The sequence below is a fragment of the Shigella sp. FJ200513 genome (assembly GCF_040495915.1).
In the GTDB taxonomy this organism is placed as follows: Bacteria; Pseudomonadota; Gammaproteobacteria; order Enterobacterales; family Enterobacteriaceae; genus ECMA0423.
Genome location: NZ_JBDYCV010000011.1, coordinates 14,139 through 27,735, shown reverse-complemented (window position 1 = coordinate 27,735; position 13,597 = coordinate 14,139). Strand labels below are relative to the sequence as shown.

Here is a 13,597-nt window from a genome sequence, read left to right as displayed (position 1 = left end):
GCGGCAATGAATATTCCACAGCTCACGGCCCTGTGCCTGCGTTATCAGGGAGTCTTGCTGGATGCCAGCGAAGAAGTGGTTCATGTTGCGGTGGTCGATGCCCCCTCACATGAGTTGCTGGACGCATTGCATTTCGCTACCACCAAACGTATTGAGATCACCTGCTGGACGCGCCAACAAATGGAAGGTCACGCCAGTCGCACACAACAGACATTACCCGTAGCTGTTCAGGAGAAGCATCAGCCCAAAGCAGAGTTGCTGACTCGAACGTTACAATCTGCGCTGGAACAACGCGCGTCTGATATTCATATCGAACCAGCGGACAATGCCTACCGCATCCGCTTGCGTATCGACGGCGTATTGCATCCTTTACCGGATGTTTCACCGGATGCCGGAGTCGCATTAACAGCCAGATTAAAAGTGCTGGGAAACCTGGATATTGCGGAACATCGCCTGCCGCAGGACGGGCAATTCACTGTCGAACTGGCAGGAAACACCGTCTCATTTCGTATTGCGACCTTACCATGTCGGGGTGGTGAAAAGGTGGTATTAAGGTTGTTACAGCAGGTGAGCCAGGCACTGGATGTTAACACGCTGGGAATGCAGCCGTTACAACTGGCGGACTTTGCTCATGCCTTGCAACAACCACAGGGACTGGTGCTGGTAACTGGCCCTACAGGCAGTGGCAAAACGGTCACCTGGTGTTGTCCACGCTACACACCAATTCCACCACTGAAACGCTGGTACGTTTACAGCAAATGGGGGTCGCCCGCTGGATGCTATCATCGGCGCTTACGCTGGTAATAGCCCAGCGTCTGGTACGTAAACTTTGCCCACATTGTCGCCGACAGCAAGGGGAGCCCATCCATATTCCAGACACTGTATGGCCGTCGCCGCTGCCCCACTGGCAGGCACCCGGTTGTGTACATTGCTACCACGGTTTTTATGGTCGTACCGCCTTGTTTGAAGTCCTGCCCATTACACCAGCCATACGCCAGCTTATTTCCGCTAATACTGAAGTTGAATCGCTGGAAACGCACGCCCGACAGGCGGGTATGCGTACGCTTTTTGAAAACGGCTGCCTGGCCGTGGAGCAAGGCTTAACCACCTTTGAAGAGTTAATCCGCGTACTGGGGATGCCGCATGGCAAGTAAGCAACTCTGGCGCTGGCATGGCATAACCGGCGACGGCAATGCGCAAGATGGGATGCTATGGGCAGAGAGCCGTACTTTACTGCTTATGGCACTACAGCAACAGATGGTTACCCCACTAAGCCTGAAGCGAATCGCCATCAATTCTGCGCAGTGGCGAGGAGATAAAAGCGCGGAAGTCATTCATCAACTGGCGACGCTACTTAAAGCCGGGTTAACGCTTTCTGAAGGGCTGGCTCTGCTGGCGGAACAGCATCCCAGTAAGCAATGGCAAGCGTTGCTGCAATCGCTGGCGCACGATCTCGAACAGGGCATTGCTTTTTCCAATGCCTTATTACCCTGGTCAGAGGCATTTCCGCCGCTCTATCAGGCGATGATCCGCACGGGTGAACTGACCGGTAAGCTGGATGAATGCTGCTTTGAACTGGCGCGTCAGCAAAAATCCCAGCGTCAGTTGACCGACAAAGTGAAATCAGCGTTGCGTTATCCCATCATCATTTTAGCGATGGCAATCATGGTGGTTGTGGCAATGCTGCATTTTGTTCTGCCGGAGTTTGCCGCTATCTATAAGACCTTCAACACCCCACTACCGGCACTAACGCAGGGGATCATGACGCTGGCAGACTTTAGTGGCGAATGGGGCTGGCTGCTGGTGTTGTTCGGCTTTCTGCTGGCGATAGCCAATAAGTTGCTGATGCGCCGCCCGACCTGGCTTATCGCGCGGCAGAAATTGCTGTTACGCATCCCGATTATGGGTTCACTGATGAGGGGACAAAAACTCACGCAGATCTTTACGATTCTGGCGCTGACACAAAGTGCAGGCATTACTTTTTTACAGGGCGTAGAGAGCGTCAGAGAAACAATGCGCTGCCCGTACTGGGTGCAACTTCTGACACAAATCCAGCACGATATCAGTAACGGTCATCCCATCTGGCTGGCGCTAAAAAATGCCGGTGAGTTTAGCCCGCTCTGTTTGCAATTAGTGAGAACAGGAGAGGCATCCGGCTCGCTGGACCTCATGTTAGACAACCTCGCCCATCATCATCGGGATAACACAATGGCGCTGGCGGATAACCTCGCAGCCTTACTGGAACCGGCGTTGCTGATCATAACGGGAGGAATTATCGGTACGCTGGTGGTGGCAATGTATCTGCCAATTTTCCATTTAGGCGATGCGATGAGTGGGATGGGATAACGCTGGCGTGTTGCTCCACGCCAGCGTTGGGAGATTACAGGTTGTTGAAGATGCGGTTTTCTTGTTCCAGCACACGAATAAACGTGGTGCGCTTGGTCAGCTCTTTCAGGCGTGAAGCCCCAACGTATGTACAAGCTGAACGCAGGCCGCCCAAAATATCACGCGCGGTATTTTCAACCTGGCCTCGCAGCGGCAGCTTAACGGTTTTACCTTCTGCTGCGCGGTATTCCGCAACGCCGCCAACGTGACGTTTCATCGCAGACTCGGAGCTCATGCCGTAGAACAGCATAAATTTCTCGCCGTTCTCCTCAACGATGCGACCGCCGCTCTCTTCGTGGCCCGCCAGCATGCCGCCAAGCATGACGAAATCGGCACCGCCGCCAAAGGCTTTCGCCACATCGCCCGGCGTGGTACAGCCACCGTCGCTGACGATCATTCCGCCCAGACCGTGCGCCGCATCGGCACATTCGATTACCGCAGAAAGCTGCGGATAACCGACGCCTGTTTTGACGCGAGTTGTACAAACAGAACCTGGGCCAATGCCAACTTTAACGATATCAGCACCGGAGAGGATAAGCTCCTCACACATTTCACCAGTCACTACGTTGCCAGCACAAATGGTTTTGGTCGGCCACGCTTCACGCGCTTTCGCAACGAACTGCACGAAGTGTTCGGAATAACCATTCGCCACATCAATACAAACGAAGTTTAATGCCGGGTTCAGGTCGAGAATCTGTTTAGTTTTTTCGAAATCCGCATCAGACGTGCCGGTAGAAACCATCACATGTTTCAGCACATCAGCGGAAGAATTGTTGATAAACGCTTGCCACTCTTCGACAGAAAAGTGTTTATGCACAGCAGTCAGAATATCAAAAGAAGCCAGCGCAGAGGCCATAGAAAATGTGCCTACGGTGTCCATATTTGCGGCGATAATCGGCACGCCGGACCAGCTCTGACCTGAATGTTTGAAGGTGAATTGACGTTCCAGTTCAACATCGGAACGGCTTTTAAGAGTGGAGCGTTTAGGGCGGATGAGAACGTCTTTAAAACCTAACTTCAGATCTTCTTCAATACGCATGTGCGGATTCCTGGGGTTAATGGCTATAAGGGTAAGAGCGCAACTCCAGTGACGCTATCATACGCACTAATCAATGCGGCGCAAGACTGCGAAATTGTCTTTTTTTACGCTACAATCCCATAAATTTACCTGGTAAATAGTGAGCGAACGTTTCATCAATTTCACTTTCGCGCGCTCATTTTTAACGTTTTGATAATCATGATGAATTCCCGGGAATATAAATTATGGGGTATATAGTTGCCTTAACGGGAGGCATTGGCAGTGGTAAGAGTACCGTTGCCAATGCGTTTGCTGATCTCGGAATTAACGTCATTGATGCCGATATTATTGCGCGTCAGGTGGTTGAACCAGGTGCACCTGCGCTACATGCCATTGCTGATCACTTTGGCGAAAACATGATTGCTGCTGATGGAACATTGCAGCGCCGGGCCTTGCGCGAGCGGATCTTCGCCAACCCGGAAGAGAAAAACTGGCTTAACGACCTGCTGCATCCGCTGATTCAACAAGAGACGCAACACCAGATCCAGCAAGCAACTTCCCCCTATGTACTGTGGGTTGTGCCATTGCTGGTAGAAAACTCACTGTATAAAAAAGCGAATCGAGTGCTGGTGGTGGATGTCAGCCCAGAAACGCAACTTAAGCGCACCATGCAGCGCGATGATGTAACTCGCGAACATGTCGAACAAATCCTTGCTGCTCAGGCAACGCGCGAAGCCCGCCTTGCCGTGGCAGATGACGTCATTGATAATAACGGCGCACCGGATGCTATCGCATCGGATGTTGCCCGCCTGCACGCACACTATTTGCAGCTTGCGTCGCAGTTTGTCTCACAGGAAAAACCGTAATGCAGACCCAGGTCCTTTTTGAACATCCACTAAATGAAAAAATGCGTACATGGCTGCGCATTGAGTTTTTGATTCAGCAACTCACCGTTAATTTACCCATCGTTGACCACGCTGGCGCGCTGCATTTCTTCCGTAATGTCAGTGAATTACTGGATGTTTTCGAGCGCGGCGAAGTCCGCACTGAGCTGTTGAAAGAACTTAACCGGCAGCAACGTAAACTCCAGACCTGGATTGGCGTGCCTGGCGTGGACCAGAGCCGTATTGAAGCATTAATTCAGCAGTTAAAAGCGGCGGTGAGCGTATTAATTTCCGCGCCGCGTATCGGGCAATTTCTGCGTGAAGATCGTTTGATTGCTCTGGTGCGTCAGCGACTGAGCATCCCAGGCGGCTGTTGCAGCTTTGATTTACCTACATTGCACATTTGGCTGCATCTACCCCAGGCGCAGCGCGACAGCCAGGTAGAAACCTGGATTGCCAGCCTGAACCCGCTCACCCAGGCACTTACCATGGTGCTGGATTTAATTCGCCAGTCGGCCCCCTTCCGTAAACAAACCAGCCTGAATGGTTTTTATCAGGATAACGGTGGCGATGCCGACTTGCTGCGCCTGAATCTGTCGCTCGATTCACAGCTTTATCCGCAAATTTCCGGACATAAGAGCCGTTTTGCCATTCGTTTTATGCCGCTGGACACTGAAAACGGACAGGTACCGGAACGTCTGGATTTCGAACTGGCCTGTTGCTAAGGAGTAAAAATGTCAGAAACTATTACGGTGAATTGCCCAACCTGCGGGAAAACGGTGGTGTGGGGTGAAATCAGCCCGTTTCGGCCATTTTGCTCCAAACGTTGTCAGCTGATCGACCTCGGAGAATGGGCTGCTGAAGAAAAACGAATCCCCAGCAGTGGCGATCTTTCCGAAAGCGATGACTGGAGCGAAGAGCCAAAGCAGTGACATTTGTCTGATGCCTCACGTAGGCCTGATAAGACGCGGACAGCGTCGCATCAGGCATCTTGTGCAAATGTCGGATGCGGCGTGAACGCCTTATCCGACCTACAGACGCTTAAGCTTCGCAATTACCGGTTCATTGGCTGGCGGAAAATCATCGGCATTAAGACCGACCAGCGACATCCACTCACCGGGTTGCCCTTCTTTACCCCACGGCCCCCCTTCCCAACTTTCGACCAGCCAGAACCACAGAGTTATATGCCTGTCCGGGAATTCATATTCCAGTTTTTCAAATAGCGAAAAATGTTGTGGGGTAATCCCGACCTCTTCCTGAAGTTCACGCACCACCGCCTGTTCCGGCGTTTCGCCCATTTCAATTTTACCGCCGGGAAACTCCAGTTTATTCGCCATGTGCGCATCTGCTGCGCGACGTGTTATAAAGATTTCATTGTTCTCGTTGCGAATAATACCTACCGCAATTTGCAGCTTTTTCATTGTCTTAAACCTATAAAAAAGGCGCAGAATCCTGCGCCTTTTACTTCAACTGTTAGCTTTTATTGCAGGCGACCATGGCACTGCTTGTATTTTTTACCAGAACCGCACGGGCAAGGATCGTTACGTCCTACTTTGCGTTCACCGGTTTGCGCCGCCAGTGCAGCTGCGGCTGCAGAGTCGTCATCCTGATGGCTAAGCTGCTGCATTTGTGCTAAACGCTCGGCTTCCATACGACGCTGTTGTTCCAGCTCCTCAACCTCTTCAGGCATACGTACCTGAACTTTGCTCAGCGTACTGATAACTTCATATTTCAACGACTCCAGCATCGCTGCAAACATGGAGAACGATTCACGTTTGTATTCCTGCTTCGGATCTTTCTGTGCATAGCCACGCAGGTGGATACCCTGACGCAGATAGTCCATCGCTGCCAGGTGCTCTTTCCACAGGGAGTCAAGCGTTTGCAGCATGACGCCTTTCTCGAAGTGACGCATCATCTCAGCACCAACCACTTCTTCTTTACGCTGATACACTTCGATGGACTGCGCCAGAATGCGCTCACGCAGCGTCTCTTCATGCAGTTCTGGTTCTTTATCCAGCCACTCGGTAATTGGTAAATCGAGGTCGAAATCGTTCTTCAGACGTTCCTGCAGCCCCGGAATATCCCACATTTCTTCCAGCGACTGTGGCGGAATGTAGGCATCAATGGTGGCTTTGAACACATCTTCACGAATGCTGTTGATGGTTTCGCTCACATCGCTGACATCCAGCAGTTCGTTACGCTGGGAGTAAATGGCGCGACGCTGATCGTTAGCCACGTCATCATATTCCAGCAGTTGCTTACGAATGTCGAAGTTACGACTTTCAACTTTACGCTGGGCGTTGGCAATCGCTTTAGTCACCCACGGGTGTTCAATGGCTTCGCCTGGCTTCATACCCAGTTTACGCATCATGCCGGATACTCGGTCGGAAGCAAAAATACGCATCAGCGCATCTTCCATCGACAGGTAGAAACGGGAAGAACCAGCATCCCCCTGACGACCAGAACGACCGCGCAACTGGTTATCGATACGACGGGATTCGTGACGCTCGGTACCGATGATATGCAGGCCACCTGCTTCCAGTACCGCATCGTGACGTACCTGCCAGTCGGCTTTAATTTTTTCAATTTGCTCTGCGGTCGGATTTTCCAGCGCGGCAACTTCTGCCTGCCAGCTACCTCCGAGCACAATATCTGTACCACGACCCGCCATGTTGGTCGCGATAGTCACCGCAGCCGGATAACCTGCCTGAGCAACAATCGCCGCTTCGTTGGCGTGGAATTTGGCGTTCAGGACATTGTGCTTAATACCGGCTTTGGTCAGTTCGTTTGACACCAGCTCCGATTTTTCGATGGAGATAGTACCCACCAGCACCGGCTGGCCTTTCGCAGTACGTTCTTTGATATCTTCAATGATCGCCTGAATTTTTTCCGCTTCAGTCATGTAGACCAGGTCCGGCAGATCTTTACGAATCATTGGACGGTTGGTCGGAACAACGACGGTATCCAGTTTGTAGATGGAGCTAAATTCGAAAGCTTCGGTATCAGCAGTACCGGTCATCCCCGCCAGTTTTTCATACAGACGGAAGTAGTTCTGGAAGGTGATCGAAGCCAGCGTTTGGTTTTCGTTCTGGATCTGCACACCTTCTTTCGCTTCCACAGCCTGGTGCAGACCATCGGACCAGCGTCGGCCCTGCATGGTACGACCGGTGTGTTCGTCAACGATGATAACTTCACCATCTTTAACGATGTAGTCGACGTCACGGGTAAACAGCGCATGAGCGCGCAGCGCCGCCGTTACGTGGTGCATCAGCATGATGTTGGCCGGAGAGTACAGAGACTCCCCTTCATCCATGATGCCCTCTTTCACCAGCAGTTCTTCAATCAGCACCAGACCACGTTCGGTCAGGTTCACCTGGCGAGATTTTTCGTCCACCGAGAAGTGGCCTTCGCCCTGGAAGGTTTCGGAGTCTTCTTTTTCCTGACGGATCAGGTGCGGAATAATTTTATTCACGCGTTTATACATTTCCGAGCTGTCTTCTGCCGGGCCGGAAATGATCAGCGGTGTACGCGCTTCATCGATCAGGATGGAGTCCACTTCGTCCACCAGCGCATAGTGCAGTTTACGCTGTACACGTTCTTCAGGGCTGAACGCCATGTTGTCGCGCAGGTAGTCAAAGCCGTATTCGTTGTTCGTACCGTAAGTGATGTCAGCTGCGTAAGCTTCGCGCTTTGCCGGTGCTGGCATGCCCGGCAGGTTGATACCAACAGTCAGGCCAAGGAATTCAAACAGCGGACGGTTGTTTTCGGCGTCACGTTGCGCCAGGTAGTCGTTGACGGTAACTACGTGCACGCCTTTACCGGTTAGTGCGTTCAGGTAAGCAGGCAGCGTTGCGGTCAGGGTTTTACCTTCACCGGTACGCATTTCGGCGATGCAGCGTTCGTTAAGAACCATACCGCCGAGTAACTGAACGTCGAAGTGACGCATACCAAAGACGCGCTTACTTGCCTCACGCACCACGGCGAAAGCTTCCGGGATCAGATTTTCCAGCACTTCGCCTTTTTCCAGACGCGCACGAAACTCTGCGGTTTTCCCTTTCAGTTCTTCATCGGAGAGTTTTTCCATCTCCGGTTCCATGGCATTGATGATGTTGACCACTTTGCGCATCCGGCGCAGGGTGCGATCGTTACGACTACCGAAAACTTTAGTTAACAATTTGATTAGCATAATAAAATCTCAAACGCCCCGCGTTACGGAGTTAATAAAATGAAGTAAAGGTTTATTGTTGTTAGGTGAGGCGTTGAGGGCCAGCACGGATGCCTTGCGCCTGGCTTATCCAGACGGGCGTGCTGAATTTTGCTTGTGGGGTAAAATGCGCATAATCAATGCGATAACCCTTTTCAGACGGCGTGCCTTCCTGGGTCAGCAGCGCGCTGAGCGTATCCAGTAATGCAAGATGTTGCGCCTGAAGAGGCAAAGATTCTTCAGCAACGGGCAGTGTTTGCGGTGCCATTGCGAAAGAAAGATGACGGATTACCGTACGAATAGCATGTTGATGCCAGTAATCAACGGAATAGTTCGAATTCGGGCGGCGCGTGTTCGCTTCCAGCAAGGCCAATTGACCAAAGTTAACTTTGGCTGAAGGCTCGTGGTTGCGGGTTGTCGCTTTTGCGGGCGCGTTTGGTTCGGCGGCGTTGCTGAGCGCAGGCAAACCTAAACTCGCCGCGACCATCCCTAATAAGAGATGCGGCCAGAAGTAGCGTTTACCAAACTGTCGCCAGCGCGTCAGTATTCCACTCACGTTATTGCCATCCCGATCGAATTCAAACGTATTTAGCGCACAAATCTTATCATTAAAGCCTGAAGTCCACAGCACGAATGAAGATAAGTTGTGCGTAAAAGTGCTTAAGAAAACAGCGTTCGCACCGTTTTTTATAGCTCTTATAAAATTCAAAAAAAAACGACTGGTTCACCTGGCCGGAGAGAGTGCCAGATTTGCCAGTCGAATTTTATACGACAGTATAAATGTCGTTATGCCAGTACAGCTGAAGGCGCTTTGAAGGCCAACGGCAGTTCTGCGTCGTCCTGGAAGGTCACATATTCCCAGGCTTCCTGTTTCGCCAGGACAGCCTGCAGCAGTTTGTTATTCAGTGCATGACCGGATTTATAAGCGGTAAATGCACCAATAATATTGTGACCACACATGAACAAGTCACCGATCGCATCGAGCATTTTGTGACGCACAAATTCGTCTTCAAAACGCAGGCCGTCTTCGTTCAGTACGCGATAATCGTCAACAACGATGGCACAATCGAAGCTGCCGCCCAGGCACAAACCACGGGACTGCAGATATTCGATATCACGCATGAAACCGAACGTACGCGCACGGCTGATCTGGCGCATAAACGCATCAGCGGAGAAGTTCATCGCATAGCGCTGGTTGCTGGAATCAATAGCCGGATGGTTAAAATCGATGGTGAAATCCAGCGAAAAACCATTGTACGGCTTAAATTCAGCCCACTTATCGCCATCTTCGACACGAACAGTCTCTTTGATGCGAACAAATTTTTTGGCGCAGTTCAACTCGTCGATACCGGCGTCAAGCAGCAGGTATACAAACGGAGCGGCGCTGCCGTCCATGATCGGGATTTCCGGCGCGTTAACTTCGATAACAATGTTATCGATGCCCAGGCCCGCGAGAGCAGCATTGAGGTGCTCTACGGTTGAAATCCGTACATCATGCTCGTTGACCAGACACGTACAGAGCATGGTATCACGCACAGATTTGGCATCGGCCGGGAAATCTACCGGTGGATTCAAGTCGGTGCGACGATAGATGACCCCGGTGTTGGCCGGCGCAGGGCGTAACGTCAGGGTGACTTTCTTGCCGGTATGTAAACCGACACCCGTCGCCTGAACGATACGTTTAAGTGTCCTTTGTTTGATCATCGTATTATCTCGCCAAATTACCTATCCAACCGAAGTGTACTATACATTCGGCGGGCCAGTTTAGCACAAAGAGCCTCGAAACCCAAATTCCAGTCAATTCTTAATCAGCTTGCTTACGTAGGAATGCTGGGATATCCAGATAATCCGGCTCTTTCGCAGTTTGCGGCGCATTGTCATTCACTACTTTAGCAACCGGCTTCTGCTCCTGGGTCAGCGGAGCCATCCCATGCTGCTGGTAGCGATCCATCACTGGCTGCTGAACCTGCTTATTGGTCACCAGAGTGATTTCAGGACGTTTGTCCATGCCGATACCTGTCGCAACAACGGTTACGCGCAGCTCGTCATTCATATCCGGGTCAAGAGAAGTACCGATAACCACAGTCGCGTTGTCGGAAGCAAATGCACGGATGGTGTTACCTACCGTTTCGAACTCATCCAGACGCAGGTCGAAGCCCGCCGTGATGTTAACCAGCACGCCGCGCGCGCCAGACAGGTCGATATCTTCCAGCAGCGGAGAAGAGATAGCCATTTCAGCAGCTTCTTCCGCACGGTCTTCACCGCTCGCCACGCCAGAACCCATCATTGCGTAGCCCATTTCAGACATTACGGTGCGTACGTCTGCAAAGTCCACGTTCATCAAACCCGGACGAGTAATCAGTTCGGCGATACCTTGCACAGCGCCTTTCAGTACATCGTTCGCTGCGCCAAACGCATCCAGCAGGGAGATACCGCGGCCCAGAACTTTCAGCAGTTTGTCGTTCGGGATAGTGATCAGAGAGTCCACATGCTTGGACAGTTCAGTGATCCCCTGCTCGGCGAATGCCATACGCTTCTTGCCTTCAAAGTTGAAAGGCTTAGTGACGACAGCAACGGTCAGGATACCCAAATCTTTTGCCACTTCAGCGACGACTGGTGCTGCACCTGTACCGGTACCACCACCCATACCCGCAGCAATAAAGACCATGTCTGCACCTTCCAGCGCCGCACGCAATGCATCGCGATCCTCATCAGCCGCATTGCGGCCAACTTCTGGATTAGCGCCAGCGCCCAGTCCTTTGGTGATACCGCTACCGATTTGAATCGTCTGTCCAACCGCTGTTTTACGCAGCGCTTGTGCATCGGTATTTACCGCGAAGAATTCAACACCTTCAATACGCTCGCGCACCATGTGTTCAACAGCATTACCGCCGCCGCCGCCGACGCCGATGACTTTAATCACCGCGTCATTGGTAAGTTCCATTGGTTCAAACATAGTTTCTCTCCGATTTGTGCCTGTCGCCTGAGTCCGTAATCATCGTCGGCCTCATAAAAATTAAAACTCTTTTCGCAGCCAACTATTGAGTCGCTTGATCCACGAGCCAACTGATGCTGTAACACGTTTTTCTACTTCAGCTTCACCGTTAAGATGTGACTCTTTCCCATAGTGAAGCAATCCCACCGCCGTCGAATAATACGGCTCCTGAGCATAATCCGTTAAACCGGTAATGTTCAGCGGCGCGCCGATACGCACTTGCGTATGAAACACGCGCTGAGCACAGGCTGCAAGACCTTCGATCTGCGCTGCGCCACCGGTTAATACAATGCCTGCCGCCAGGTGATGTTTAACCCCTTGTTGGCGAAGCTTTTCCTGCAACTGCAATATCTCTTCGTTGACCAGGTTGAGCAACTCGGTATAGCGCGGCTCGATCACCTCTGCCAGGGTCTGACGTTGCAGACTCCGCGGCGGACGACCGCCTACGCTCGGCACTTCCACGCTCTCATCTTTTCCAACGATGGAACCCAGCGCACAACCGTGGCGAACTTTAATCGCTTCGGCGTCGCTTGGCGGCGTGCCAAAGGCGTAAGCGATATCACTGGTCACGACATTGCCAGCATAAGGAATTACCTTTGTGTGGCGCAATGCCCCACCGGTATAAACGGCGATATCCATTGTACCACCACCGATATCGACGACGCAGACACCCAGTTCACGTTCATCTTCCGTCAATACCGAATAACTTGATGCCAGTCCGGCAAATATCAGTTGGTCAACTTTCAGCCCACAACGTTCAACCGCTTTGACGATGTTTTTCGCCATATCGTTGTGACATGTGATCAGGTGCACTTTTGCCTGCATCCGCACACCCGAAAGTCCTACCGGATTCTTGATCCCTTCCTGATAGTCAATCGCATACTCTTGCGGGATCACATGCAGCACACGATGCTCATCGCGCACACGCACCGATTTCGCGGTATGGACGACGTTTTCCACATCTTCTTGCGTCACTTCTTCTTCAGAAATAGGCACCATACCAATTTCATTCTGGCAGCTGATGTGCTTACCAGAAAGCGCCAGATATACCGAAGAGATCTGACAATCTGCCATCAATTCTGCCTGGTCAATGGCGCGTTGTACGCACTTGACCACGGATTCGAGGTCGTTCACCCCGCCTTTATCCATACCACGTGACGGGCAGCTGCCCACGCCAATGATATTGACCATACCGTCGGGCAGAACTTCCCCTACTAAAGCGGCAACCTTCGCGGTACCAATTTCCAGTCCTACTACCAGTTTTCTGTCCGTCGCCTTGATCATTGTTGTTCTGCCTGTGCCTGATTTTGTTGCTGAGTAGATTCCTCTGGCGGCAAGGGCGCCCAGCCTACTGCCGCTCCAGAGTCATAACGCAAATCAACGTAGCTAATCCGTTTGCCATCGGTTTGCGCCTGCTGCTGTAAAACCGGATAAAGTTCTACAAAGCGAACCAAACGTTTCATCGTATCGCCCCGGCCAAGATTGAGCTTAATATCGTTATTCAGCGTCAACTGCCAGGAACGCCGCGCGGTCATCGCCGCTTCCTTCAGAGTAAATCTGTCCTTTGCCAGCATCTGCCCCATTTCGCGATAGCCCTGCAACACTTCATTAGCGCTGCCTTCCGGGCCATACAGCATTGGAAGCACCTGCTTGCTGGTGCGATCTGGCGGCACGCTGAAGGTGTTTCCTTCCGCGTCTACCATGTGTTGATCATTCCACCGCGCAATCGGCACATATTCAACCAGATGAATCTTCAATTCATCAGGCCACTGCTTTCTGACGCTCACCTGCTTAATCCACGGCAGGCGTTGTTCTATTTGCGTCTGGATGATGTTGACATCCTGGGTCATAAAGGTACCCGGCTCACCCAATGCCAGGATCGACTGCCGGATATCGTCATTACGCGTGTAATGGCGTTCACCGGTCAACACCAGCTTTGAGAGCGGCAGGCGTTGCGCATCTTCCATCCAGCTCAACACGACCCAGCCGCTCACCAACACTGTCGTTAAAACGGTCAGCAGGAAAAGGATCCCCGCCAGACGCGTTCCATTATTGCGGCGAGAAGAAACCTCTTCTTCGCTGTTTCGCGTGTTCAGAGCAGCCTGCGACAT

At 51.9% G+C, this 13,597-nt stretch carries 12 protein-coding genes and 2 pseudogenes; 5 read left to right on the top strand and 9 right to left on the bottom strand.

Annotation, left to right across the window (positions count from 1 at the left end; genetic code table 11):
- Positions 1 to 6 precede the first annotated feature (6 nt).
- A pseudogene (locus tag ABZJ92_RS04195) lies at positions 7 to 1,154 on the top strand (ATPase, T2SS/T4P/T4SS family).
- On the top strand, positions 1,144 to 2,346 hold the full coding sequence (gene hofC, locus ABZJ92_RS04190) for a protein transport protein HofC (protein ID WP_000157258.1): 1,203 nt from the start codon (positions 1,144 to 1,146) through the stop codon (positions 2,344 to 2,346). Before ABZJ92_RS04195 ends, hofC begins: the two are co-directional and overlap by 11 nt.
- A 34-nt stretch (positions 2,347 to 2,380) precedes the next feature.
- Here the strand turns inward: hofC and guaC are convergent, their stop codons facing one another.
- Positions 2,381 to 3,424, bottom strand: coding sequence for a GMP reductase (gene guaC, locus ABZJ92_RS04185; protein ID WP_001217323.1), 1,044 nt, complete (start codon positions 3,422 to 3,424; stop codon positions 2,381 to 2,383).
- A gap of 161 nt (positions 3,425 to 3,585) precedes the next feature.
- Positions 3,586 to 3,624: pseudogene (locus tag ABZJ92_RS04180) on the bottom strand (hypothetical protein).
- Positions 3,625 to 3,648: 24 nt separating this feature from the next.
- Here ABZJ92_RS04180 and coaE point away from each other — a divergent pair.
- The 3 genes from coaE to yacG are packed head-to-tail and all read left to right on the top strand — an operon-like array spanning position 3,649 to position 5,219.
- Positions 3,649 to 4,269: a dephospho-CoA kinase gene (coaE, locus tag ABZJ92_RS04175; protein WP_000540596.1), complete on the top strand. Its 621-nt coding sequence runs from the start codon at positions 3,649 to 3,651 to the stop codon at positions 4,267 to 4,269.
- A complete protein-coding gene (gene zapD, locus ABZJ92_RS04170) occupies positions 4,269 to 5,012 on the top strand; it encodes a cell division protein ZapD (protein ID WP_001194738.1) in 744 nt (247 codons plus the stop codon). Before coaE ends, zapD begins: the two co-directional genes overlap by 1 nt.
- 9 nt (positions 5,013 to 5,021) lie before the next feature.
- Positions 5,022 to 5,219, top strand: coding sequence for a DNA gyrase inhibitor YacG (yacG, locus tag ABZJ92_RS04165; protein WP_000005042.1), 198 nt, complete (start codon positions 5,022 to 5,024; stop codon positions 5,217 to 5,219).
- A gap of 99 nt (positions 5,220 to 5,318) precedes the next feature.
- Here the strand turns inward: yacG and mutT are convergent, their stop codons facing one another.
- The 7 genes from mutT to ftsQ all read right to left on the bottom strand — a co-directional run bounded on the left by mutT (position 5,319) and on the right by ftsQ (position 13,597).
- Entirely contained in the window at positions 5,319 to 5,708 is a 390-nt protein-coding gene (gene mutT, locus ABZJ92_RS04160) for an 8-oxo-dGTP diphosphatase MutT (protein ID WP_000736025.1), read from the bottom strand.
- A gap of 59 nt (positions 5,709 to 5,767) precedes the next feature.
- Positions 5,768 to 8,473, bottom strand: coding sequence for a preprotein translocase subunit SecA (gene secA / locus ABZJ92_RS04155; protein WP_000905790.1), 2,706 nt, complete (start codon positions 8,471 to 8,473; stop codon positions 5,768 to 5,770).
- 61 nt (positions 8,474 to 8,534) lie between these two features.
- Positions 8,535 to 9,047, bottom strand: a complete 513-nt coding sequence (secM, locus tag ABZJ92_RS04150) for a secA translation cis-regulator SecM (RefSeq protein WP_000014321.1) — start codon at positions 9,045 to 9,047, stop codon at positions 8,535 to 8,537.
- Between the two features lie 230 nt (positions 9,048 to 9,277).
- Positions 9,278 to 10,195, bottom strand: a complete 918-nt coding sequence (lpxC, locus tag ABZJ92_RS04145; RefSeq protein WP_000595482.1) for a UDP-3-O-acyl-N-acetylglucosamine deacetylase — start codon at positions 10,193 to 10,195, stop codon at positions 9,278 to 9,280.
- 100 nt (positions 10,196 to 10,295) lie between these two features.
- On the bottom strand, positions 10,296 to 11,447 hold the full coding sequence (ftsZ, locus tag ABZJ92_RS04140; protein WP_000462776.1) for a cell division protein FtsZ: 1,152 nt from the start codon (positions 11,445 to 11,447) through the stop codon (positions 10,296 to 10,298).
- A 60-nt stretch (positions 11,448 to 11,507) separates the two neighbouring features.
- Positions 11,508 to 12,770: a cell division protein FtsA gene (gene ftsA / locus ABZJ92_RS04135; protein ID WP_000588474.1), complete on the bottom strand. Its 1,263-nt coding sequence runs from the start codon at positions 12,768 to 12,770 to the stop codon at positions 11,508 to 11,510.
- Complete coding sequence (gene ftsQ / locus ABZJ92_RS04130; RefSeq protein ID WP_000075755.1) at positions 12,767 to 13,597, bottom strand: cell division protein FtsQ; 831 nt, start codon at positions 13,595 to 13,597, stop codon at positions 12,767 to 12,769. Before ftsQ ends, ftsA begins: the two co-directional genes overlap by 4 nt.

Coding starts and splice junctions, on each gene's coding strand:
- mutT (WP_000736025.1), bottom strand. CDS start 5,708: ATGAAAAAGCTGCAAATTGCGGTAGGTATTATTCGCAACGAGAACAAT.
- guaC (WP_001217323.1), bottom strand. CDS start 3,424: ATGCGTATTGAAGAAGATCTGAAGTTAGGTTTTAAAGACGTTCTCATC.
- ftsA (WP_000588474.1), bottom strand. CDS start 12,770: ATGATCAAGGCGACGGACAGAAAACTGGTAGTAGGACTGGAAATTGGT.
- ftsQ (WP_000075755.1), bottom strand. CDS start 13,597: ATGTCGCAGGCTGCTCTGAACACGCGAAACAGCGAAGAAGAGGTTTCT.
- ftsZ (WP_000462776.1), bottom strand. CDS start 11,447: ATGTTTGAACCAATGGAACTTACCAATGACGCGGTGATTAAAGTCATC.
- zapD (WP_001194738.1), top strand. CDS start 4,269: ATGCAGACCCAGGTCCTTTTTGAACATCCACTAAATGAAAAAATGCGT.
- secA (WP_000905790.1), bottom strand. CDS start 8,473: ATGCTAATCAAATTGTTAACTAAAGTTTTCGGTAGTCGTAACGATCGC.
- yacG (WP_000005042.1), top strand. CDS start 5,022: ATGTCAGAAACTATTACGGTGAATTGCCCAACCTGCGGGAAAACGGTG.
- hofC (WP_000157258.1), top strand. CDS start 1,144: ATGGCAAGTAAGCAACTCTGGCGCTGGCATGGCATAACCGGCGACGGC.
- lpxC (WP_000595482.1), bottom strand. CDS start 10,195: ATGATCAAACAAAGGACACTTAAACGTATCGTTCAGGCGACGGGTGTC.
- coaE (WP_000540596.1), top strand. CDS start 3,649: ATGGGGTATATAGTTGCCTTAACGGGAGGCATTGGCAGTGGTAAGAGT.